The sequence below is a fragment of the Thalassospira sp. UBA4513 genome (assembly GCF_002388495.1).
Taxonomy (GTDB): domain Bacteria; phylum Pseudomonadota; class Alphaproteobacteria; order Rhodospirillales; family Thalassospiraceae; genus Thalassospira; species Thalassospira tepidiphila.
In genome coordinates this window covers 44,852-66,094 of record NZ_DGMR01000024.1, presented here as the reverse complement: position 1 = coordinate 66,094, position 21,243 = coordinate 44,852, and the positions used below count along the sequence as shown (strand labels likewise).

Below are 21,243 nucleotides of genomic sequence, written 5' to 3'. Positions count from 1 at the left end.
GCTCGACATGCACTAATATATTACTATATCAAATAGTCAAAAGTGAATATCTTTCTGTGCCTGTCAGCGGCGGCGGAAATCCTCAGGCCATGGCGTTTACGTCCAAGACCGGAGATCGCCTTTCTGAGTGCCACCCGTTGCAAGCATGGTCGCGTTTTACATTCCGAGGATAAGATAATGAGTAAGAAACAGCCTCAGGACCTGAGATCGGCACGATGGTTCGCCCCCGACGATCTGCGGACATTTGGCCATCGATCACGGATGATGCAGCTTGGCTATTCCGAAGACGATTTTCGCGACAAGCCAATCATCGGTGTCCTGAATACCTGGTCGGAGCTCAATACCTGTCATTCGCATTTCCGCGAACGAGTTGTTGATGTGAAACGCGGTGTTGCACAGGCGGGTGGTTTTGCCGTCGAACTGCCGTCGCTTTCCGTTGATGAAAGCTTCACCAAGCCGACTTCGATGCTTTATCGCAACCTGCTTGCCATGGAGACCGAGGAAATGATTCGGTCCCACCCGCTTGATGGTGTGGTTTTGATGGGCGGCTGTGATAAGACCACGCCGGGTCTGGTGATGGGTGCGATTTCGGCCGGTGTGCCGATGATCTATCTGCCTGCCGGGCCGATGTTGCGCGGTAACTATGCGGGCAAAATCCTTGGGTCGGGCTCTGATGCCTGGAAATACTGGGATGAACGGCGCGCGGGTAATATCAGTGACGAAGAATGGCTGGGTATTCAGGGCGGGATTGCCCGATCTGCCGGGACCTGCATGACCATGGGAACCGCATCGACCATGACGGCGATTGCCGACTCAATGGGTCTGACCTTGCCGGGTGCATCATCGATCCCGGCGGTTGATAGCGGTCATCAGCGCATGTCGGCTGATTGTGGACGCCGCATTGTTGAGATGGTCTGGGAAGACCTGACACCCGATCAGATCATCACCGACGCATCCTGCCGAAATGCGGCCATCGTTGCCATGGCAACCGGTTGTTCCACCAACGCCGTGGTTCATCTGATCGCAATGGCCAAACGTGCCGGTGTGGGGCTTAAGCTTGAAGACCTTGATGAACTTGGCCGCACCACACCGCTGATCGCCAATGTCCGGCCATCGGGCAAGGATTACCTGATGGAGGACTTCTTCTATGCCGGGGGCCTGCGCGCCCTGATGAAGCAGGTGGAAGATCGTCTGGATACCAGTTGTATGACGGTGACTGGCAAGACCCTTGGTGAAAACCTTGAAGGCGCGGTGGTCTATAATGATGATGTCATCCGCCCGCTTGATAATCCGGTCTATAAGGAAGGCTCCCTTGCCGTGCTTAAGGGCAATCTGTGCCCGAACGGTGCGGTGATCAAGCCAGCTGCCTGCGATCCGAAATATCATGTTCATGAAGGCCCGGCACTGGTGTTTGACAGCTATCCGGAAATGAAAAAGGCCGTTGATGACGAGAACCTTGATATTACGCCTGATCATGTAATGGTTTTGCGCAATGCCGGTCCGCAAGGCGGCCCCGGCTTCCCGGAATGGGGCATGCTGCCGATCCCCAAGGCGCTGATCAAACAGGGCCATCGTGACATGCTGCGGATTTCCGATGCCCGCATGTCTGGCACGTCTTACGGCGCGTGTGTTCTGCATGTCAGCCCTGAAAGCTATATCGGTGGGCCACTCGCACTTCTGAAAAATGGCGATACGGTCCGCCTTGATCTGCCCAATCGCTCGCTTGATATGCTCGTCCCCGAAGAAGAGCTTGAAGCGCGGCGCAAGGCCCTGACACCGCCAGAACCGCGTTTCGAACGTGGGTATGGCTACATGTTCTCGCGCCATGTGACCCAGGCCGATCAGGGCTGTGATTTTGACTTCCTTGAAACCGATTTCGGCAAAACTGCCGGCGAACCTGACATTTTCTGAGGACACCGACCATGACGGAATATGTATTGTCTGATGCCACGCGCGAAAAGCTGATGCGCACCTCGACGGCGTCTGTTGCCACCCAGCTTTACAAGCGGGGCCTGCGCAACCAGTTCATTCAGGGTGTCCGGCCCGTGGCACCGAAAAAGAAAAACATGGTCGGGCAGGCCTTTACGCTGCGCTATATCCCCGCACGCGAAGATCGCAACCCGATCGAGGTGTTCCGCAACGAGGACCATCCGCAACGTGTTGCGATAGAAACCTGCCCGCCGGGCCATGTTCTGGTGATGGATGGTCGCAAGGATGCGTCTGCGGCATCGGCCGGGTCGATCCTTGTTACCCGTCTTGCGGTGCGCGGCGGTGCCGGGATCGTCTCAGATGCCGGTTTCCGCGATGCCGAGGGGATTGGTGAACTTGACATGCCTGCCTACTACGCCGGCCCGTCAGCCCCGACCAACCTGACCAAGCACGAAGCACTTGATATCAATGTTCCGATCGCGTGCGGCGATGTTGCCGTCTTCCCGGGTGATGTGCTTGTTGGCGACACGGACGGGGTCATGGTGATCCCCGCACATCTGGCAGACGAGATCGCTGATGCCTGTGCAGGCATGGAAAGTTACGAGGCCTTTGTGATCGAACAAGTGGCCAACGGGGCGTCAATTATCGGACTTTATCCCTGCACCAAAGAAGAGAATCAGAAAAAGTATGAGGAATGGCTGGCAAGTCAGTAAAATCGCGGTTACGTTGACCTTCATGTAATCAATTTACCCCTATCCACGCATTCCAGAGGATCGATTGAAATGTCTTATACCCTGACAGGAAAACATCTGATTGCCGGTGAATGGGTCGCTGGCGAGACGACCTTCCAGTCCGAGCCGGCCCACGGCCCGGCCAACACCTTCCCGGTCGGCACGCCCGCACTGGTTGATCAGGCCGCAAAGGCCGCCGAAGAGGCCTTTTGGACTTACGGTTATTCAACCCGCGAAGAGCGCGCGAAATTCATCAACACCATTGCCGATGAAATCGACGCGCGTGGCGATGAAATCACCGAAATCGGCACCCAGGAAACCGGCCTGCCCGAAGCGCGCCTTCAGGGTGAGCGCGGCCGTACCGTCGGTCAGCTTCGCCTGTTTGCCAGCCACATCCTTGATGGCGAATATCTGGACCGTCGTTATGACGAAGCTCTTCCGGATCGTGCACCGCTGCCGCGTCCTGACCTGCGTTTGATGCAGCGTCCGATTGGCCCGGTTGCTGTGTTTGGTGCGTCCAACTTCCCGCTGGCCTTCTCGGTCGCGGGTGGTGATACCGCATCGGCACTGGCTGCTGGGTGCCCGGTCGTGGTTAAGGGTCACTCGGCCCATCCGGGTACCGGCGAAATCGTTGCCCAGGCGATTGACGCCGCGATCAAGAAATGTGGTGTTCACCCGGGCGTATTCAGCCTGATCCAGGGCGGCAAACGTGACGTTGGCCAAAGCCTGGTGCAGCATCCGCTGATCAAGGCGGTTGGTTTTACCGGATCGCTTGGCGGTGGCCGTGCGCTTTATGATCTTTGTGCTGCCCGTCCGGAACCGATCCCGTTCTTTGGCGAACTTGGTTCGGTCAACCCGATGTTCCTGCTGCCGGCCGCTGTTAAGGCGCGCGGTGCGGAAATCGGTAAAGGTTGGGCAGGGTCGCTGACCATGGGTGCCGGCCAGTTCTGCACCAATCCGGGGATCGCCGTTGTGATCGAAGGTCCTGATGCGGATGCATTCGTTGCCGCCGCCAAGGAAGGCCTTTCGGGTGTTGGTCCGCAAACCATGCTGACCGATGGTATGGCAGAAACCTATCGCGCCGGTGCAAAGCGTGTGGCGGCGACTTCGGGTGTCAAAGAAGTTCTGACCACGTCTTGTGATCTGCGCAATGCGACGCCGTATCTGTTTGAGACCACCGGTGAAAACTGGCTTGCCAACCATGAGCTTGGCGAAGAAGTCTTTGGCCCGCTCGGCCTTGTCGTTCGCGTCAAGGACGTTGCCGAAATGCGCAAGATTGCCAAATCGCTTGAAGGTCAGTTGACCTGCACGCTGCATCTTGATGCAGCCGATGCGGCAGATGCTCGTTCGCTTCTGCCGATCCTTGAACACAAGGCAGGCCGCGTTCTGGCCAACGGTTTCCCGACCGGTGTGGAAGTGTCCGACACCATGGTCCATGGCGGACCATACCCGGCATCGACCAACTTCGGTGCGACCTCTGTCGGGACCATGGCGATCCGTCGCTTCCTGCGTCCGGTTTGCTATCAGAACATCCCGACCGATGTTCTGCCCAAAGACATCGCCTAAGCGATATCTTCGCGACAGCTTTGCTGAAACGAAAAAGCCGCCCATTTGGGCGGCTTTTTTTATTAATCCCGGATTTGTTAGTCGCGGATTTGTTAGTCCCGGATTTGTTAGTCCCGGACCGTTGCGGTGGCCTGAAACATGTTTTCGTCGTGCCTGAGCAGGCTTTGGCCAATCGCCCCTTGAAGGGCGAGGTCCTTGTCCCACGGAAGATAGGTGATGGTCGGATTTCGGCTGAGTTCCGGTACCTGTGCCTCGTCCAGACCGCGCCTGAGTTCCGGTTCCATCATGTCGAATGCCCGCGCACCCGATCCGGTAATGAAAATTTGTTTGGGTCCAAGCAGGGCAATCAGGTTGGCGATGCCATATCCCAATACCTTGCCAGCATGGCGGAAAAGTTCGGCAAGACCGGTGTCGCCGCGGCGGGCCCGGGCCACGAGATCCATCATCTGTTCTTCGCTGGGGTGCAGGTTGTTGGTATCGGGCAGGTCAATCACGCCGCGTGCATCACGCAGGATGGCATAGTCCCCGATATAGGCTTCAAGACACCCACGCCGGCCGCAATTGCACAATGGCCCGTCAGGTTGGTATTTGGTATGGCCGAATTCCGCAGCGGTGCCAAAGTCACCGTTATAGACCTTGCCATTCAGAACCAGTCCCATACCGATCCCGTAGCCCAGCATGATCACGGCAAAGTCGCCATCATTATGCAGGTTGGTGTTTTGCGAGATCGCCGTTGCGATGCAGTTTGCATCGTTCGACATCTGAACAGCGCTGCCATATCGTTCGCTGAGTGACTTGACCAAGGGAATATGGCGATGACGCAAGGCGGGCGACCAGATGATCTCGCCGCTGTTGCTGTCGGTTACCCCTTGAATGGCGATGCTGATGCCCGCGGGCGGATGGATGCAGAAATCACGATTGCGTTCGAGAAACCGGTCAATCAAGGCAATCAGGGTTCTGGTCAATTCGTCCGCGCCAAGATCGCGGGTATTAATGCAGTGTTCGATGCTGCGTTCAATCTCTCCCTTGAAATTGCCCAGCGCAATTTCGATCAGATTGATGGTGATTTTGACCCCGATGACGCAGGCCGCATTCGGCACCAGATCCAGCAACACCTTGGGGCGGCCACGCGTGGTGCCAGTCCCGTTGCCAGTGCCGTTCCCATTGCCATTTGCGTTGCCGTTATTGTTGCTGCCTTCGCTTTCCTTTACCAAACCCTGCGCCATCAAGTCGGCGGTTAGCGACGTGACAGTCGCAGGGCTTAGTCCAGTTGCCGTACCGATATCAATGCGCGCAGCAGGGCCATGCATGCGCAGATAGCGCAAGATCGCCGTCTGGGAGGGCTGGCGCGGTGTTTCGCTTTCTGTACGGCGCATCATGTGGTTGATCAGTATCCTTGTTAACATGCCCGTTCGGGCAATTTATATGTGCCCGCGGTCAGAGCAATCCCCGACGTGCAAGGTTGTTCATCAACGCGCTGATCCCGAACGTCCAGGGTTTAATGGCATCTGATCGGTCGACCTGATTGACCAGTTTGCCAAGGCTTGGTGTCGAGATGCTGACAAGGTCGCCCATTTCATGGGTAAAGCCCTTGCCCGCACCACCTCGGTCGTCGGTCGGGGCAAACATGGTTCCCAGAAACAGCATGATGCCATCCGGATATTGATGATGTTTGCCGATCGCCTGTGAAACAAGGCTTTCGGGTGTGCGGCTGATCTGGCTCATGGAGCTGACCGCATCAAGGTGATATCCCTCGGGTCCATCAACGGCCATGGCGATATCTGCCGATTTGACAGTTTCCAGCGTGAACTTGCCGTCAAACAGGCGGATGAACGGCCCAATCGCACAGGATGCGTTATTGTCCTTTGCCTTGCCGAGTAGCAGGGCAGAGCGCCCTTCGACATCGCGCAGGTTGACGTCATTGCCAAGTGTGGCGCCGACGATCTTGCCCTTTGACGTCACGGTCAGAACCACTTCGGGTTCCGGGTTGTTCCAGGTTGAAATCGGGTGCAGGCCAACATGCGCACCATGCCCGACAGCTGACATGACCGGCGCCTTGGTAAAGATCTCCGCATCCGGACCGATGCCGACTTCAAGATATTGCGACCACGCGCCCTTTTCGAGCAGTACGGTCTTGATGTCGGCGGCCTTTTGCGAACCCGGTTCGATCTGTGAGAGGTCATCACCAATAATGCCGGTGATTTCGGTGCGGATCTGATCGGCTTTGCTTGAGTCACCGCGCGCCTGTTCCTCGATCACGCGTTCAAGAAGGCTTGCAACAAAGGTCACGCCGCTTGCCTTGATCGCCTGCAGATCGTTGGGGGACAGAAGGTGCGGGGTGTTTTCATCGGCCCCAGGACGGGACTGGTCAAGAATATCACTGAGTGTGGCGACAGTCGGGAAGCTTGCCGGATTTGAAAGCTTTGCCAGAACGTCATCAAGTTCAAGGATTTCGCTGACGGTTGGTGCGACACTGCTGATATCGCGCAACGTTTCACCATCAAGAAGCACCGGTGTCGGTCCGGAAACGCGCGGGTCCCAGATGCGCCCGATCAGGACAGCATTACTTGCGTCATCGGGCAGGATGTCTTGGGCGTTGATGGGGAAGCCTGTGGTCATCTCGGTGTCTCGCTTGTTTATCTGTGGGTGGTGCCATTCGCGGCACCCGTTGCATTGGTCGCGCCAGGGCCAGCCAGATGCAGGAGGTGCTCGGGCATTTTGCCAAGAATGATCATCCCAAGTACGTCGTCATGTGTGACATCTTCGGTTCTAACGCTGCCAACCAGTTTTCCGTTCTTCATGACATGCAACCGGTCAGAAAGGTCAAACACATCATGAAGATCGTGGCTAATCAACAAAATACCCAAACCGTCACGCTTTAATTGGTCAATCAGTTCGCCGACCATCTTTGTTTCATGAACGCCAAGGGCCGCACAGGGTTCATCCATGATCAGCACCCGTGCCTCAAACAGCAAAGCACGTGCAATCGCAACCGACTGGCGCTGCCCGCCCGAAAGGGCAGACACGGGGGAGGTGAACTTTTTGAAGTTCGGGTTCAGGCGATGAAGGACTTCGCGCGCCTTGTGTTCCATGGCGGCATCATCAAGAAACCCGAACTTGTCAGTAATTTCGCGTCCCAGAAACAGGTTCTGGGCGGCATCCAGATTGTCGGCAAGTGCCAGGTTCTGATAGATCGTTTCGATATTGTTGTCGCGTGCGTCACGCGCGTTCTCGATCTTGGCTTCCTTGCCATCGACAATGATCTTGCCAGTGTCGGCCTGATAGGCACCGGATAGAATTTTGATCAGCGTAGATTTGCCCGCACCGTTATGGCCCAGAACGCCAACCACTTCGCCGGGATAAAGATCAATTGATACGCCATCGACAGCCTTTACCCCGCCAAAGCTGATATGGATATCTTGCATTTCGACCAGCGGATCTTTGGTCATGTTTGGATCAGTCATCACGGGTCTCCTTACGCGGTCGGGTCGCTGTAACGGCGATGGAAATACTTGTCGCTAAAGACGGCGACGACAAGAACCAGGCCGATGACGATGCTTTGCAATGAGGTATCGACCCCTAAAAGCGCCATGCCGCTTTGCAGGCTTTGCATCACAAGCGCCCCGATCAGCGCGCCATAGATCGTGCCAAGCCCACCCGCAAGCGACGTGCCGCCAATGACCACGGCTGCAATCACGCGAAGTTCGTCAAGCGTGCCCAGATCGTTGCCCGCTGATTGCAGGCGGGCCGATGAAATCGCCGCACTGATCGCGCAAAGAACACCCATCAGGGCAAAGACTGCCACGGTCATGCGTTTGACGTTGATCCCGGCCAGTTCGGCCGCCTGCGGGTTGCCGCCAATCGCAAAGACATAGCGACCGAAACGGGTGCGTTTAACCGCAATGGTCAGGATGATCGCGACAAGCGCAACAATCAGAAGCGGGATCGGAATGCCGTGCGAAATTTCAAGGTTTTCTGGCGTGACCGGAATGCCCTTGTTTTCCAAAAGGCGTTCTGCCGCGCGCGTTGGCAGGTGATAGGCATTCAGTGTCGCGACAACAATCAGGACCAAGCCAGCCTTGATGATCGTGTTGGTGTATTCGGCCCAGATTGGTTTGACCGGAAATTCGAAAGACAGGCGACGACGGCGTTCCATGATCGCGGCGTAAATGATCGCAAGAATGGCGATCAGGGCGACAATCCAGCTCCAGGTCGCACCAATCGTTCCTTCGATGCCGCCGCCCAGCAGAATGTAATTCTGATCAAGCGGGGCAACCGTGCGTCCTTGCGTGACCCACCATGCGGATCCGCGCCAGACCAAAAGCCCGCCAAGTGTCACGATAAATGCCGGGACGCCAAGATAACCGACTGCAACACCTTGAATGGAACCGATCAGGCCACCGACAACAATGCCAACCATAAGCGTCAGCACCCAGGTCAGGGGATGGTTGTAATCAAGAAACTGTGGCAGGACATCGGTCTGAACGACCCCCATGATCATGGCCAGAACACCCAGGACCGCCCCGACCGAAAGGTCGATATGGCGGGTGACAATGATCAGGACCATGCCGCACGCCATCACTGCCACAGAGGCAGTCTGAACCGACAGGTTAAAGATGTTTCGGGGCGTGATAAAGCGACCGCCCGAGGCAATGTCAAAACCCACCCAGATAATCAGCAGGACAACGGCGAGGCCAACCAGACGACGGTCGACTTCCATTTTCGAAAGTAGTCGTGACATGAAAAAGCTCGTAAAGCAGCGGGGCCGAACTGCGATATCTGCACGATATGTGGAATGCAGTCGGCCCCGGGTTTATGCAAGGTCGGAGGAAACAGGTTGGCCTAATTGCAGGCCGCAACCTTGCTGTTGGTTACGCCCTGGCAAACCACGTCTTTGGACACCCAGCCAGCATCAATCACCAGATCAAGTTTGTTCTGGGTGATCGCAACCGGATCAAGGAAGTAAGACTTCATGGTCACGCCATTCGGGCTCTGCCAATCTTCGGTACCGTCAACCTCGTCAAGCTTGGTGCCCTTGGCAAGTTCAACGGCGATCTCAGCCGCACGCTTGCCAAGAAGACGGGCATCTTTCCAGACCGAAACCGTCTGGGTGCCAAGTGCTACACGGTTCAGTGCGGCATGATCGCCGTCCTGACCCGATACAGGAATGCCCTGCATGCCCTGTGCAGACAGTGCTGCAACAACACCACCGGCGGTGCCATCGTTGGATGCGACAACGGCATCAACCTTGTTGTCCGCAGCCGTCAGGAACTGTTCCATGTTCCGCTGCGCAATCGCTGGCTGCCAGCTGTCGGTATAGGCTTCGCCAACAACCTTGATGTCGCCCGCGTCAATTGCCTTCTGCAGGATTTCAAGCTGTCCTTCGTGCAGAATGTTGGCGTTCGGGTCGGTAGGTGCGCCTTTGATGAAGACGTAGTTGCCTTTCGGTTGTTCGGCAAAAACGGCCTCGGCCTGAAGGCGGCCGACTTCCTTGTTGTTGAACGTAATGTAATAGGCGTTCGAGTCTTCGATCAGGCGGTCATAGCCGACGACCGGAATGCCTTCGTTCAGGGCCTTTTCGACAGCCGGGCCAATTGATGCTGAGTCCTGTGCCAGGACGATCAGAGCATCGGCACCACGTGCGATCAGGCTTTCGATATCGGAAAGCTGTTTGGACGGATTGCTTTGGGCATCTGCGCTGATGTACTCAGCCCCCGCAGCATCCAGAGCGGCCTTGATTGCGGCTTCATCGGTTTTCCAGCGTTCTTCCTGGAAGTTCGACCAGCTGACACCAACAGTCAGATCAGCAGCAAAGGCATTTGCAGACAGCAGAACGGTTCCGGCCAACATGGCCGTTGATAGGAGTTTTTTCATCGGTTTCTTCCCTGAATAAATGTGTCTTCTGGTGACATTTATTTTTGTTATCGAAAAAATGTTGACGTGAAGAAGGCGTCCTGTCAAATATTTTTTAGTGAATAAATTAAATTCATCGCTTTTCACGCATTTTTATATCGCAGTTTGCGATTAAGGGTTGAATTGACGGTGTTTATAATGTGGTGCGCTGCAGCAATTAATTTATTCACCTAAAATAATATGAAAAGAGACAGGGAACGTTATGACAGCGAGTTATCACGACATTGACGGTAAATCCGTGCTTGTAACCGGCGGTGCATCCGGGATTGGCGCCTCGATTGTGCGCGCATTCTGTGCGCAGGGGGCGCGGGTCGGGTTCTTCGATATCGATGATGCCGCCGCGCAAAAACTGATCGCCTCCATAAAGGAAGAGCACGGCGTAACCCCGGTCTACAAATCGCTTGATTTGCGCAACCAATCATCCATTTCCGATGCGGTTCGCGACATGTCGGTTGCGATTGGTCCGATTGACGTTCTGGTAAACAATGCAGCGCGCGATGATCGGCATTCGCCCGAAGATATCAGTCCTGACAAATGGCGTGATGGTCTGGATGTGAACCTGAACCATCATTTCTTTTGTGCCCAGGCAGTCGCACCGGGCATGAAGGAAAAACGGTGCGGAAGTATTATCAATTTCAGTTCTGTGAGTTATATGATGGGCCTGCCGGATCTGGTAACGTACGAGACCGCAAAGGCCGGTATTATCGGACTGACGCGCGCGCTTGCCCGGGACTGGGGTGAATATGGCATTCGCGTCAATGCGGTGACGCCGGGCTGCATCATGACACAGCGCCAGCTTGATCTTTGGATTTCTCCCGAGGATGAAGAACGCATTCAGGAGCAGCAATGCGTCAAACGCCGGCTGGTGGGGGATGATGTTGCACAGATGGTTCTTTTCCTGGCATCTGATGTTTCGTCGGCCTGTTCATCACAGAACTTCATCGTGGATGGCGGCATCGTCTGATCGTGTGTTTCGACGGGTGCCAAGACCGCTGCTCGCCCCGAGACCACTGCTCGAACTTGGAAAAAACAGTATATGTCGCCTGCAAATCTCTCTGATCAGCCAATCATCATCGATGAAAAAGCCAACCCGTATCGCGACTGCATCCAGGGTCTCGCCAACCAGCCGATCACAGTCGTCCGGTTGCTGCGTGATGCTGTGAACGAAAACCCGGTCGTTGCCAGTGGTCGCAATTTTGCCGTTCCCGAAATCAAGGACGTGGTCGGGCGTCTGGTGGAAAACCGCCCGCGCATCGCAATCATTGCCGGCGCACCTGATCATCCGGCCCATCTTCTGGATCGTCCGCAGGCGCTGATGGCGGCACTGCGCATTTGGGAAATGGGCGGGGTTCCGTTCCTGTTCCATGTGCCGGTGATTTGCGATGGCACGGCGCAAAACAATATCGGGCAAAGCTATTCACTGGCGTCGCGCAACCATACGGCGGCGGCAGTCAATATCACCTTTGAAGGCCACAGTTATCATGCGGCCTATGTGATTGCCGGCTGCGACAAGTCGCCTGCCGCTGTGGTGGCGGGGCTGGCAGCGGCCGATCATGCACGCGCCTGGCGCGGCGATCAGGCGCCGGTCTGGGCAGTCTTTGCACCGTCGCATGTTCTAAAAGGCGGCGAAATTCCCGAAGGCACGCGTCGTCTGCTGGATAAAATCGCCGCTGACTCCGATGCCGCGGGGCATGATGACCTGGGCGCCGATATCCGCGAAAACATGCGCTATATCCTGCAATGCACCTCGGACGAGGCATTTGCAGGATTGCTCGAACGTGCCCGCCTTCTGGGGATTATCGACGGGGCGCTTGAACGTCGGGTTCTGGATGAGCTCGCAACAGCGACCTGTGATTCCAAGGGCGGCATTTGTGCCTTTAACGGCACGGGCAATTCATCGCGCACCATGTTGGCGGCCTTCGGCCTGACCCCGCCGGAACTGGAATTGCTGACCGATGTTCCGCCGTTCGAGGCCGTGGCCGCCGGGATCGATGCCCTGTTTGGCGTTTTCAACAAGCCGGAATATGCGATTGGCAATTTGCTGAAGGCCAACTTCGCCAATTTCGTGCGTGTTCATAATGCCACGGGATCGAGCAGCAACATGCTTTTGCATTTGCCATTCATGATGCGCTATGCCGGTTTTGATATCTCGATTGATGATTATCAGGATGTGCGCACCAAAACCCCGGTGCCGGAAATTTTCGCCCACAGCCTGACGGAAAACCGCGACACTTTTGTCTTGGCTCAGCAAATGGCCGAAGGCAAAAACCGCGGTATGGAAAGCATCTATCGCATTCTGGCCGATCTCGGCGTGGCGATGGATCTTGATGCGCCAACCATCCTCGGAAAAACCTGGGCGGAACGCATTGCCAATCTTGAAAATCCGGTTGATCTGTCGCTGGGCGATGCATCGGTCATTCGTGCCAACCCGGTCAGACAGCGTTCAGGCGTTGATGTCATCACCGGCAGTTTCTTTGAAAATTGTGCGGTCAAGACATCGGGTATGAGCGACCGGTTATTGTCGCACTTTGATGATCATGTCTTCATCGTGCGCTATTACGAAAATGAACATGTCTGTAATGCCGACTTTGCTTCGCCCGATTTGATTACGCGTCTGATTGAAACCGATGGCGTTGACGAGGAACTGATTGCCGCAGTCGTGCGTCGCAATGGCGGAAATCGTGTCGATATGGATACGCCAAAGGACATGTTCGAACAGGGTCATCTGTCCTTTGCGTTTGTCATCGGCGGGCAGGGACCGGAAGCCTATGGCATGCCGGAAATGTTTTCGCCGTCGCAGAACTTGCGCCATCACCGCATTCTCGAAGCATCATCCATGCTGATCACCGATGGACGTTATTCCGGGGTCACCAAGGGGGCCTGTATCGGTCATATGGTGCCGGAGGCCTTTACAGGTGGTGCAATCGGTTATCTTAAGGATGGCGATGTGCTGCGTCTTGATCTGACCGGGCTAACGCTGGATTGGCTCGATCCCGAGGCATTCAAACGTGGGGAAGAGGTCGCATCCGATCCCCGCGACATTGCGGATCGCAAGCCGGTCTTTGATGCACGGTTCAAACGCATGGCCGATCGCCAGTGTGATATCGCCGCAAGCAACGTGCTTGACGGGATTGGCAATGCCGCTCGCGGTATTGTGCCCCGTGCCGTCGATCGTCGCGCAACCAAATCTTGGCGCTAAGCCGCAAGGGTTTCACACCAAAATGCAAAACGCCCCGTGCCGTATTGGCCGGGGCGTTTTTGATTGTTGGAGGTGCTAAATTTAACCCATCCGCTCCGATGCGTAGCTTCCCGGGCTTGGCGGGAAGACGATGGTGCGGTTGCCGTTGATGAACGAACGATGATGGATATGGGCATGCACCGCACGCGCCAGCACCTGGCTTTCGACATCGCGGCCAATCGACACATAATCGGCCGAGTTCTGGGCATGGGTAATGCGCGCAATGTCCTGTTCGATGATCGGACCTTCATCAAGGTCGGCGGTGACATAATGCGCTGTTGCGCCAATCAGTTTGACCCCGCGCACATAGGCCTGTTGATACGGGTTGGCACCCTTGAAGCTTGGCAGGAAGGAATGGTGGATATTGATGATCTTGCCACTCATTTTCTTGCACAGGCTGTCAGAGAGGACCTGCATGTAGCGGGCCAGAACGATCAGCTCGACATTATAGTCAGAAACAACATCAAGAAGCTTTTTCTCGGCTTCGGGCTTGTTTTCCTTGGTAACCGGGATGTGGTGGAAGGGAATATCGTGATTAACGACAACCTTCTGATAATCAAGATGGTTTGACACCACGCCAACGATATCAATCGGAAGTGCCCCGATTTTCCAACGATACAGCAGATCGTTCAGGCAATGACCAAACCGCGACACCATCAGAAGAACCTTCATCTTCTCGGAGCTGTCATGGATTTCGTACTTCATGCCAAGTTCTGCTGCCGGACCCTCAAAGCCTGCAATCAGGGTTTCCTGATCAACACCTTCTTCGCTGACGAAGGCAACCCGCATAAAGAACAAGCCGGTTTCTTGGTCGTCAAACTGGGAGCTATCGGTAATGTTACAGCCGTTATCTGCCAAATAGGTCGAAATAGCAGCAACCACCCCGCGCTGAGAATCGCAGGAAACAGTCAGAACGTAGCTTTTCATCGCGTCTGGCTTTCTCGTTTGGAATAATCAAAAATTGCCCGGCCCCGTCCATCGGGGAATGAGATAAGGCCGGGCAGAAGCATTAAATATCAAGTGTGTTCTCACGTTCCCAGCGGGAAAAGTGAGAAACGTAAGAATTCCACTCGGTTTGTTTGAGTTTGAGATAGGCACTTGAGAATTCCTTGCCCATCGCAAGCTGGAGCTCTTCGTTAGAGCCCATTTCACGCAGGGCATCGAGCAGGTTCAGTGGCAGACGCGGTGCATCCTTGATCGAATGCCCTTCCTTGTACATGTCGATATCGTAATGCGGTCCCGGATCGGCATTGGTTGCCATGCCATCAAGACCGGCCGCAATGATCACGGCCTGAAGAAGATAGGGGTTGGTTGCCCCGTCGGGCAGGCGCAGTTCGAAACGCCCCGGCCCTGGAACGCGGACCATGTGCGTGCGGTTGTTGCCGGTCCAGGTCACAGTGTTCGGAGCCCAGGTCGCACCCGACATGGTGCGTGGCGCATTGATACGCTTATAGGAATTGACCGTCGGGTTGGTGATCACCGCCATGGCAGAGGCATGCTTCATGATGCCGCCAAGGAAATGCTTGCCCTTGGCCGACAGGCCAAATGGCATATCATTATCGGCAAAGGCGTTGGCACCATCATTATCCCAGACTGACACGTGGCAGTGGCAGCCATTGCCGGTCAGGCCCGGGAAGGGCTTTGGCATAAAGGTTGCGCGCAGGCCGTGTTTTTCGGCGATTGATTTGACCATGAACTTGAAAAAGGAATGCTTGTCGGCGGTTTTAAGCGCGTCATCGAATTCCCAGTTCATTTCAAACTGGCCATTGGCGTCTTCGTGGTCGTTCTGATACGCACCCCAACCGAGTTCAAGCATGTAATCGCAAATCTCGGCAATCACGTCATAACGGCGCATGACGGCCTGTTGGTCGTAACAGGGTTTTTCCGCCGTATCGGCCGGATCAGAAATTTCCGACCCATCGGTGGTGACAAGGAAAAACTCCGCCTCGACCCCGGTTTTGACATTGAGGCCAAGCTCGGCAGCCTTGGCGATCTGGGCTTTCAAAACGTTGCGCGGGGCCTGTTCGACCGGTGTGCCTTCCATGATGCAATCGGCGGCAACCCAGGCGACTTCCGGTTTCCAGGGCAACTGGATGACAGAGCTAGGATCAGGAATGGCGAACATGTCGGGGTGGGCCGGGCTCAGGTCAAGCCAGGTGGCGAAACCTGCAAAACCGGCACCTTCTTCCTGCATGTCGGCAATTGCCTGGGTCGGGACAAGTTTGGCGCGCTGACCGCCAAACAGGTCGGTAAAGCTGATCATGAAGTATTTGATGCCGCGTTCCCGGGCAAAGGCTGATAGATCCTTGGTCATCGAAGTCCCCTGACGAATTTTATCAATAACCATCGGTTCCCCGGGCACGCCTTGGGGCGCACCCGGTCCGGTGGTAGGTTAACTGTTCTAGAATCCTCCCTGACCCGGAACCCAGTTGGTTCCGGCAAGCGGTACACCCGCCATGGCGGCCGCTTCGATATTCAGTGCGCAGAGATCCTCGGGTTCGAGGTTGTGCACATGATTTTTGCCGCAGGCGCGCGCAATGGTTTGCGCTTCAAGGGTCATGACCTTCAGATAGTTGGCCAGTCGCCGTCCGGCGGCAATCGGGTCAACCCGTTTCATCAGGTCGGCATCCTGTGTCGTGATGCCTGCGGGATCACGACCTTCATGCCAGTCATCATAGGCACCAGCGGTGGTGCCAAGTTCGTTATATTCTGCTTCCCATTTCGGGTCGTTATCCCCAATCGCGACCAGGGCCGCAGTCCCGATGGAAACCGCATCCGCACCAAGGGCAAGCGCCTTGGCAACGTCGGCACCATTGCGGATACCGCCCGAAACGATCAGCTGTACTTTGCGGTGCATCCCCATGTCTTGCAATGCTTTTACCGCCGGGCGGATACAGGCAAGGGTCGGCTGACCGACATGTTCGATAAAGACTTCTTGCGTCGCGGCTGTGCCACCCTGCATGCCATCCAGCACGATGACATCGGCACCGGCCTTGACCGCAAGGGCAACGTCATAATAGGGGCGTGCGCCGCCAACCTTGATAAAGATCGGCTTTTCCCAATCGGTGATTTCGCGGATTTCCTGAATTTTGATCTCAAGATCATCCGGGCCGGTCCAATCCGGATGACGGCAGGCGGATCGTTGATCAATGCCCATTGGCAGGTTGCGCATTTCCGCCACACGGTCCGAGATCTTCTGGCCCAGCAGCATGCCGCCGCCGCCCGGTTTTGCGCCCTGACCAATAACGATTTCAATCGCATCTGCACGTTTCAGGTCGCGCGGGTTCATGCCGTAACGTGACGGCAGGTATTGATAAACAAGCTGGGTCGAATGGCCGCGTTCTTCCTCGGTCATGCCGCCATCGCCCGTCGTGGTCGATGTGCCTGCCGCCGATGCACCGCGTCCAAGGGCTTCCTTGGCCGGACCGGAAAGCGAGCCAAAGCTCATGCCAGCAATGGTGATCGGAATTTTAAGCTCAATCGGTTTCTTGGCAAAACGCGTACCCAGCGTGACAGCGGTTTCGCATTTCTCGCGGTAGCCTTCGAGTGGATAGCGCGACATCGATGCGCCAAGGAACAGCAAGTCATCGAAATGCGGGACCCGGCGTTTCGCACCACCACCGCGGATGTCATAAATGCCGGTCGCGGCTGCGCGGCGGATTTCTGAAAGGGTGTAATCATCAAAGGTTGCCGATTTACGCGGCGTCGTAACGGGATTTTTGTAGGTCATGGTCTGATCCTGTCTTTGGGCTGAAATGCGCAATTTTGGGGTGCTGCGCAGCTTTCAGCATGCCGCATCAATAGGCGTCGAAATTATCGACACTGAAGTTGTAAAGCGTTCTGGCCGAGCCATATCGCGTGAATTCCTCGGGCTTCACATCCGTGATGCCTGCATCTGCAAGAAGCTTGGTTAGAAGGTCGATATGTTCGGCCCGCATTTCCTTTTTCTCGCAATCGGCACCGAGGCTTTTGACCGTGCCGCGCACGAAAAGGCGCGCTTCATAAAGCGAATCACCCAGCGCATCACCGGCATCGCCCAGAACAACAAGGTTGCCCGATTGCGCCATGAAGGCGGACATGTGGCCGATATTGCCTTTGACGACGATATCGACACCTTTCATCGAAATGCCGCAGCGTGACGACGCATTGCCTTCGATGACCAGCAACCCGCCATGGGCGGTGGCCCCGGCATACTGGCTGGCATCGCCTTTGATCACGACTTTGCCCGACATCATGTTTTCAGCCACACCCGGACCGGCATTGCCATTGACCGTGACGGTGGCCTGTTCATTCATGCCCGCACAGTAATAACCCACGCTACCATTAATCGTGACATTGACCGGTGCGTCGATGCCGACAGCCACGGCATGTGCGCCGCGCGGATTGGTGATTTCGAAATCCTCAGGCACACCACTTTTATCAAGCGCATGAAGCGCCTGATTGAGCGCGCGCAGTTCGGTGGTTGCAAGATCAAACACTGGCATGTGTGTTCCTTCCTCATAGGACTGCAGGGTGAGTGCAGTCGGGTCGGTGCGCGCATCGCAGCAACCGACAGGGTTCGTGTTAATCAGTGTTCCCAGAAATAAACCGTGGCCGGTTCCGGTTCCCAGACGCGGGCGTCTTCAATGCCCGGCAGGTTGACCAGTGCGCGGTATTCGGACCCGAATGCGACATAGGCATCGGTTTCCGCCATCACGGCTGGTTTGCAGGCAATTGGGTCGCGCACAACGCCAAAGCCCGATTTGGTGCCAACCACAAAGGTAAAGAAGCCATCAAGGTCATCAAGCGCACTTGTCAGGGCTTCGCCCAGGTTCTTGCCCTTGGCCATTTCGCCGGTTAGATAGGCGGCTGCGACCTCTGAATCGTTTTGGGTTTCAAGGCGAATGCCTTCGCGGGTCAGTTCGCGGCGAAGGTTATTATGGTTCGACAGCGAACCATTATGCACAAGGCATTGGTCCGAACCGGTCGAAAACGGGTGGGCGCCAAGGGTGGTCACCGCACTTTCGGTCGCCATGCGGGTATGGCCGATCCCGTGGGTGCCGCTCATGTCGGAAATCTTGAAACGTTCCAGCACGTCCTTTGGCAGGCCGACTTCCTTGTAAATCTCCATCGCCGTACCCGTTCCCATGACGCGCACATTCGGACGAAGGTCTTCAAGTGCGCTTCGGGTCGCATCGATCTGATCGCTTGAAACCGTAATCACCGCATGGGTGTTTTTGGGCAGGATGGATGCGTTTTTGATCCCGGCTTTGCGCAGGTCTTCGGTCAGTCCGGCAAAATCTGTTTCCGGTTCCGGAGACTGGATCGTGAGTTTGACCAGATCATTCTGATCTGCGCCATAAATTGCGATGCCCGCACTATCGGGACCACGGTCGGTCATGGTCACCAGCATTTCAGACAACAACGCGCCGAGCTGTGGTTCCAGACTTTTATCTTTAAGGAATAAACCAACAATGCCGCACATGGCAGGACAGTCTCCATTCTGTTTCTGAAACGGAGACTACCTGTTCGCGAATGCGGAATCAACTATGAAGAATAAAAATTTCTTCTCAGTGAATTGATGTTTTCACCGGAGTGAATGCTTATCCCCGGGCGGGATAGCAGATGATCGATAGGTAACGTATTGGAAATGAAAGAAGTTCTTCCGGTCCGTGGCGGGCATCGGCATCAAAGAACAGGCTGTCGCCTTCTTTCATGTAGTAAAGCTGATCGCCATGGCGGTAACGAACTTCACCCTCAAGCATATAGATGAATTCCATGCCTTCATGCTGGAAGGCGGGGAAGCTGCTCGACTCCTCGGTAAGCGTTAGCAAATAGGGTTCGACCACCACGCCGCTGGTGTTGTTATCGATATGACCCAGCAGGTTATATTCATGGCCGGCGCGCGTGCCGCGGCGTTCAATCGCAACACCTTCGCCGGATTTCACGAACACCGCATTGCGCGGTTCTTCATAACGGCGGAAGAAATCGGTCACCGGCACACCCAGCGCACTTGCCAGTGCCTGAAGCGAGGTCAGCGACGGCGAGGTCACGCCGTTTTCGATCTTGGAAAGCATCCCCATCGAAATCCCGGTTGCCGACGCCAGATCGGAAATCGTAATGCCCAGCTTCTTGCGGAGCGCTCGGACTTCATGGCCGATGGCAATTTCCAGATTGTTTTCCTTGGGTTCACGAAGCGCGTGCGGGTCCTGGGTGAGGGCGGCGGGTTTGCTCTTGGTGTCCATACCTGATCCTTGCTCGCTATTGGCGGTGGTCTGCGGTGCTTGTGTTGTTTTGCTATTTGCCATGCTGGCTTGTCCTCCGTCACCGGTTTTGTCCCGGTGCGGGTCCGCTCGTTTCTGGTTTCCTCGAACGGCCACTTGATGCGGCCTGCCTTTTTATCGGTCGTATGCGCCCGGGCTTTTGCCCTTATTGGTCGGCCATACGCCATAGGCATGACTTACACTGGCAGGAAATATTTATCAACTCCAGGGAAAATAAATTTCCGCAAAGGCGATATGAGGGGTGGGGATGGAAGTTGCTGCAATGCCGTAGAAAATAGCCTTTAAGGAATAAAAATTGAATAATATGAAAAATAATTATTGCGTTCGCGAACAAGATGCCGCCAAAATATGGAACAAAATAAGCCGATAATAGCGCGCTGATTGTGCGCAAAGGCAATCATATCAGGAGGCCATCACTATGACTGCAAGCTGGAGATTTTCAGCCCTTGCCGATCGGCATCGCGCGCTTGGTTCCAATCTCGAAGACTGGAGCGGTATGGGTACCGCCTGGACCTATGACAAGGATTGGGAGGAGGAATACATCGCGATCCGCACCAAGGCCGGGATCATGGATGTTTCAGGCCTGAAAAAGGTTCACATCACCGGCGCGCATGCATCCCACGTGATCGACTATGCCACCACGCGCAATGTCGAAAAGATCTATCCGGGCAAGTCTGTCTATGCCTGCATGCTTAATGATCAGGGCAAGTTCACCGATGATTGCGTGATTTATCGCATGGGGCCCAATTCATGGATGGTGGTGCACGGATCGGGCACCGGGCACGAAGAATTGACCAAGGCGGCCATGGGCCGTGATGTGTCGGTTCGTTTTGATGACAACCTTCATGATTTATCGCTGCAAGGGCCGCTTGCGGTGGATTATCTGGCGGAATATGTGCCGGGCATCCGCGATCTGCCCTATTTCCATCATACGCAGACGCAGTTGTTTGGCCTGCCTGTAATGATTTCGCGCACCGGCTATACCGGTGAACGCGGCTATGAGATCTTCTGTCGTGGGCAGGATGCCGGGATGATCTGGGATCGCATCGTTGCCAAGGGCAAGGATATGGGCATTATTCCGACCCGCTTTACCACGCTTGATATGCTGCGTGTCGAAAGCTACCTGCTGTTTTACCCTTACGATAACTCGCAGATGTACCCGTTCGAAAATGAAGGTCCGGGCGATACCCTGTGGGAGCTTGGCCTTGATTTCACCGTCAGCCCGGGCAAGACCGGCTTCCGCGGTGCCGAGGAACACTACCGCCTGAAAGGCAAGGAACGCTTCAAGATCTTTGGCATCCTGTTTGATGGAAAGGAAGTCCCGGCCGAAGGGGCGGAAGTCTTCAAGGACGGGGCCAAGGTCGGCGTTGTCACCTGTGCGATGTATTCACCGCTCAAGGATCAGACCATGGCCATTGCCCGTCTGGCGGTGGATTGCGCCGAACAGGGTGTGCGGCTTGAAGTGACGGGTGAAAAAGGCATGCTCGGCGGAATGGCCCATACCATGCCATTTGATGACCCCAAAAAATTGAAAAGAACAGCCAAGGGTTAAGGTCGGCGACCGGGGGCTGTCAGAGGCCCCCGGATCAAGCGCCTGATCCAT

Annotated in this window: 17 protein-coding genes; 6 read left to right on the top strand and 11 right to left on the bottom strand. The window is 55.6% G+C overall.

Annotation, left to right across the window (positions count from 1 at the left end):
• The first annotated feature begins 177 nt into the window (after nt 1–177).
• The 3 genes from araD (at nt 178) to B2T33_RS09955 (ending at nt 4,226) form a co-directional block, all read left to right on the top strand.
• On the top strand, nt 178–1,911 hold the full coding sequence (gene araD / locus B2T33_RS09965; RefSeq protein WP_286791901.1) for an L-arabinonate dehydratase: 1,734 nt from the start codon (nt 178–180) through the stop codon (nt 1,909–1,911).
• A gap of 11 nt (nt 1,912–1,922) precedes the next feature.
• Nucleotides 1,923–2,642 (top strand): ribonuclease activity regulator RraA, encoded by a 720-nt coding sequence (locus B2T33_RS09960; RefSeq protein ID WP_286791899.1) that lies wholly within the window; start codon nt 1,923–1,925, stop codon nt 2,640–2,642.
• A 69-nt stretch (nt 2,643–2,711) separates the two neighbouring features.
• Nucleotides 2,712–4,226 (top strand): aldehyde dehydrogenase (NADP(+)), encoded by a 1,515-nt coding sequence (locus tag B2T33_RS09955; protein ID WP_120225326.1) that lies wholly within the window; start codon nt 2,712–2,714, stop codon nt 4,224–4,226.
• A gap of 107 nt (nt 4,227–4,333) precedes the next feature.
• On the opposite strand, the gene B2T33_RS09950 is transcribed toward B2T33_RS09955, so the two are convergent.
• The 5 genes from B2T33_RS09950 to xylF form a co-directional block, all read right to left on the bottom strand.
• Nucleotides 4,334–5,605, bottom strand: coding sequence for an ROK family transcriptional regulator (locus tag B2T33_RS09950; RefSeq protein ID WP_286791896.1), 1,272 nt, complete (start codon nt 5,603–5,605; stop codon nt 4,334–4,336).
• A gap of 58 nt (nt 5,606–5,663) precedes the next feature.
• A complete protein-coding gene (locus B2T33_RS09945) occupies nt 5,664–6,845 on the bottom strand; it encodes a fumarylacetoacetate hydrolase family protein (protein ID WP_008892003.1) in 1,182 nt (393 codons plus the stop codon).
• A gap of 17 nt (nt 6,846–6,862) precedes the next feature.
• Nucleotides 6,863–7,690 carry an ATP-binding cassette domain-containing protein gene (locus B2T33_RS09940; RefSeq protein ID WP_120225323.1) on the bottom strand — a complete coding sequence of 276 codons (828 nt, stop codon included), beginning with the start codon at nt 7,688–7,690 and terminating at the stop codon, nt 6,863–6,865.
• 11 nt (nt 7,691–7,701) lie between these two features.
• Complete coding sequence (locus B2T33_RS09935) at nt 7,702–8,967, bottom strand: sugar ABC transporter permease (protein ID WP_286791893.1); 1,266 nt, start codon at nt 8,965–8,967, stop codon at nt 7,702–7,704.
• Nucleotides 8,968–9,068: 101 nt separating this feature from the next.
• A complete protein-coding gene (gene xylF / locus B2T33_RS09930; RefSeq protein ID WP_064781950.1) occupies nt 9,069–10,100 on the bottom strand; it encodes a D-xylose ABC transporter substrate-binding protein in 1,032 nt (343 codons plus the stop codon).
• 241 nt (nt 10,101–10,341) lie between these two features.
• On the opposite strand from xylF, the gene B2T33_RS09925 reads away from it, so the two are divergent.
• Nucleotides 10,342–11,103, top strand: a complete 762-nt coding sequence (locus B2T33_RS09925; protein ID WP_008892007.1) for an SDR family NAD(P)-dependent oxidoreductase — start codon at nt 10,342–10,344, stop codon at nt 11,101–11,103.
• A 72-nt stretch (nt 11,104–11,175) separates the two neighbouring features.
• Complete coding sequence (locus B2T33_RS09920; RefSeq protein WP_286791889.1) at nt 11,176–13,338, top strand: dihydroxy-acid dehydratase; 2,163 nt, start codon at nt 11,176–11,178, stop codon at nt 13,336–13,338.
• An 81-nt stretch (nt 13,339–13,419) separates the two neighbouring features.
• On the opposite strand, the gene purU is transcribed toward B2T33_RS09920, so the two are convergent.
• The 6 genes from purU to B2T33_RS09890 form a co-directional block, all read right to left on the bottom strand.
• Nucleotides 13,420–14,304, bottom strand: coding sequence for a formyltetrahydrofolate deformylase (gene purU, locus B2T33_RS09915; RefSeq protein ID WP_008892009.1), 885 nt, complete (start codon nt 14,302–14,304; stop codon nt 13,420–13,422).
• An 82-nt stretch (nt 14,305–14,386) separates the two neighbouring features.
• Nucleotides 14,387–15,691 (bottom strand): type III glutamate--ammonia ligase, encoded by a 1,305-nt coding sequence (glnT, locus tag B2T33_RS09910; protein ID WP_063090381.1) that lies wholly within the window; start codon nt 15,689–15,691, stop codon nt 14,387–14,389.
• A gap of 87 nt (nt 15,692–15,778) precedes the next feature.
• Nucleotides 15,779–17,107 (bottom strand): FMN-binding glutamate synthase family protein, encoded by a 1,329-nt coding sequence (locus B2T33_RS09905; RefSeq protein WP_063090379.1) that lies wholly within the window; start codon nt 17,105–17,107, stop codon nt 15,779–15,781.
• Between the two features lie 67 nt (nt 17,108–17,174).
• Nucleotides 17,175–17,861, bottom strand: coding sequence for a GXGXG domain-containing protein (locus B2T33_RS09900; protein ID WP_063090378.1), 687 nt, complete (start codon nt 17,859–17,861; stop codon nt 17,175–17,177).
• Between the two features lie 83 nt (nt 17,862–17,944).
• Nucleotides 17,945–18,841, bottom strand: coding sequence for a class II glutamine amidotransferase (locus tag B2T33_RS09895; RefSeq protein ID WP_286791882.1), 897 nt, complete (start codon nt 18,839–18,841; stop codon nt 17,945–17,947).
• A 118-nt stretch (nt 18,842–18,959) separates the two neighbouring features.
• A complete protein-coding gene (locus B2T33_RS09890) occupies nt 18,960–19,664 on the bottom strand; it encodes a helix-turn-helix domain-containing protein (RefSeq protein WP_174713875.1) in 705 nt (234 codons plus the stop codon).
• A 394-nt stretch (nt 19,665–20,058) separates the two neighbouring features.
• Here B2T33_RS09890 and B2T33_RS09885 point away from each other — a divergent pair, with 394 nt between their 5' ends.
• Nucleotides 20,059–21,192 (top strand): aminomethyltransferase family protein, encoded by a 1,134-nt coding sequence (locus tag B2T33_RS09885; protein ID WP_286791880.1) that lies wholly within the window; start codon nt 20,059–20,061, stop codon nt 21,190–21,192.
• Nucleotides 21,193–21,243 lie beyond the last annotated feature (51 nt).

Excerpts from the sequence above, each read along its gene's own strand:
- araD (WP_286791901.1), top strand. The coding sequence starts at position 178 with ATGAGTAAGAAACAGCCTCAGGACCTGAGATCGGCACGATGGTTCGCC.
- B2T33_RS09960 (WP_286791899.1), top strand. The coding sequence starts at position 1,923 with ATGACGGAATATGTATTGTCTGATGCCACGCGCGAAAAGCTGATGCGC.
- B2T33_RS09955 (WP_120225326.1), top strand. The coding sequence starts at position 2,712 with ATGTCTTATACCCTGACAGGAAAACATCTGATTGCCGGTGAATGGGTC.
- B2T33_RS09950 (WP_286791896.1), bottom strand. The coding sequence starts at position 5,605 with ATGATGCGCCGTACAGAAAGCGAAACACCGCGCCAGCCCTCCCAGACG.
- B2T33_RS09945 (WP_008892003.1), bottom strand. The coding sequence starts at position 6,845 with ATGACCACAGGCTTCCCCATCAACGCCCAAGACATCCTGCCCGATGAC.
- B2T33_RS09940 (WP_120225323.1), bottom strand. The coding sequence starts at position 7,690 with ATGACTGATCCAAACATGACCAAAGATCCGCTGGTCGAAATGCAAGAT.
- B2T33_RS09935 (WP_286791893.1), bottom strand. The coding sequence starts at position 8,967 with ATGTCACGACTACTTTCGAAAATGGAAGTCGACCGTCGTCTGGTTGGC.
- xylF (WP_064781950.1), bottom strand. The coding sequence starts at position 10,100 with ATGAAAAAACTCCTATCAACGGCCATGTTGGCCGGAACCGTTCTGCTG.
- B2T33_RS09925 (WP_008892007.1), top strand. The coding sequence starts at position 10,342 with ATGACAGCGAGTTATCACGACATTGACGGTAAATCCGTGCTTGTAACC.
- B2T33_RS09920 (WP_286791889.1), top strand. The coding sequence starts at position 11,176 with ATGTCGCCTGCAAATCTCTCTGATCAGCCAATCATCATCGATGAAAAA.
- purU (WP_008892009.1), bottom strand. The coding sequence starts at position 14,304 with ATGAAAAGCTACGTTCTGACTGTTTCCTGCGATTCTCAGCGCGGGGTG.
- glnT (WP_063090381.1), bottom strand. The coding sequence starts at position 15,691 with ATGACCAAGGATCTATCAGCCTTTGCCCGGGAACGCGGCATCAAATAC.
- B2T33_RS09905 (WP_063090379.1), bottom strand. The coding sequence starts at position 17,107 with ATGACCTACAAAAATCCCGTTACGACGCCGCGTAAATCGGCAACCTTT.
- B2T33_RS09900 (WP_063090378.1), bottom strand. The coding sequence starts at position 17,861 with ATGCCAGTGTTTGATCTTGCAACCACCGAACTGCGCGCGCTCAATCAG.
- B2T33_RS09895 (WP_286791882.1), bottom strand. The coding sequence starts at position 18,841 with ATGTGCGGCATTGTTGGTTTATTCCTTAAAGATAAAAGTCTGGAACCA.
- B2T33_RS09890 (WP_174713875.1), bottom strand. The coding sequence starts at position 19,664 with ATGGCAAATAGCAAAACAACACAAGCACCGCAGACCACCGCCAATAGC.
- B2T33_RS09885 (WP_286791880.1), top strand. The coding sequence starts at position 20,059 with ATGACTGCAAGCTGGAGATTTTCAGCCCTTGCCGATCGGCATCGCGCG.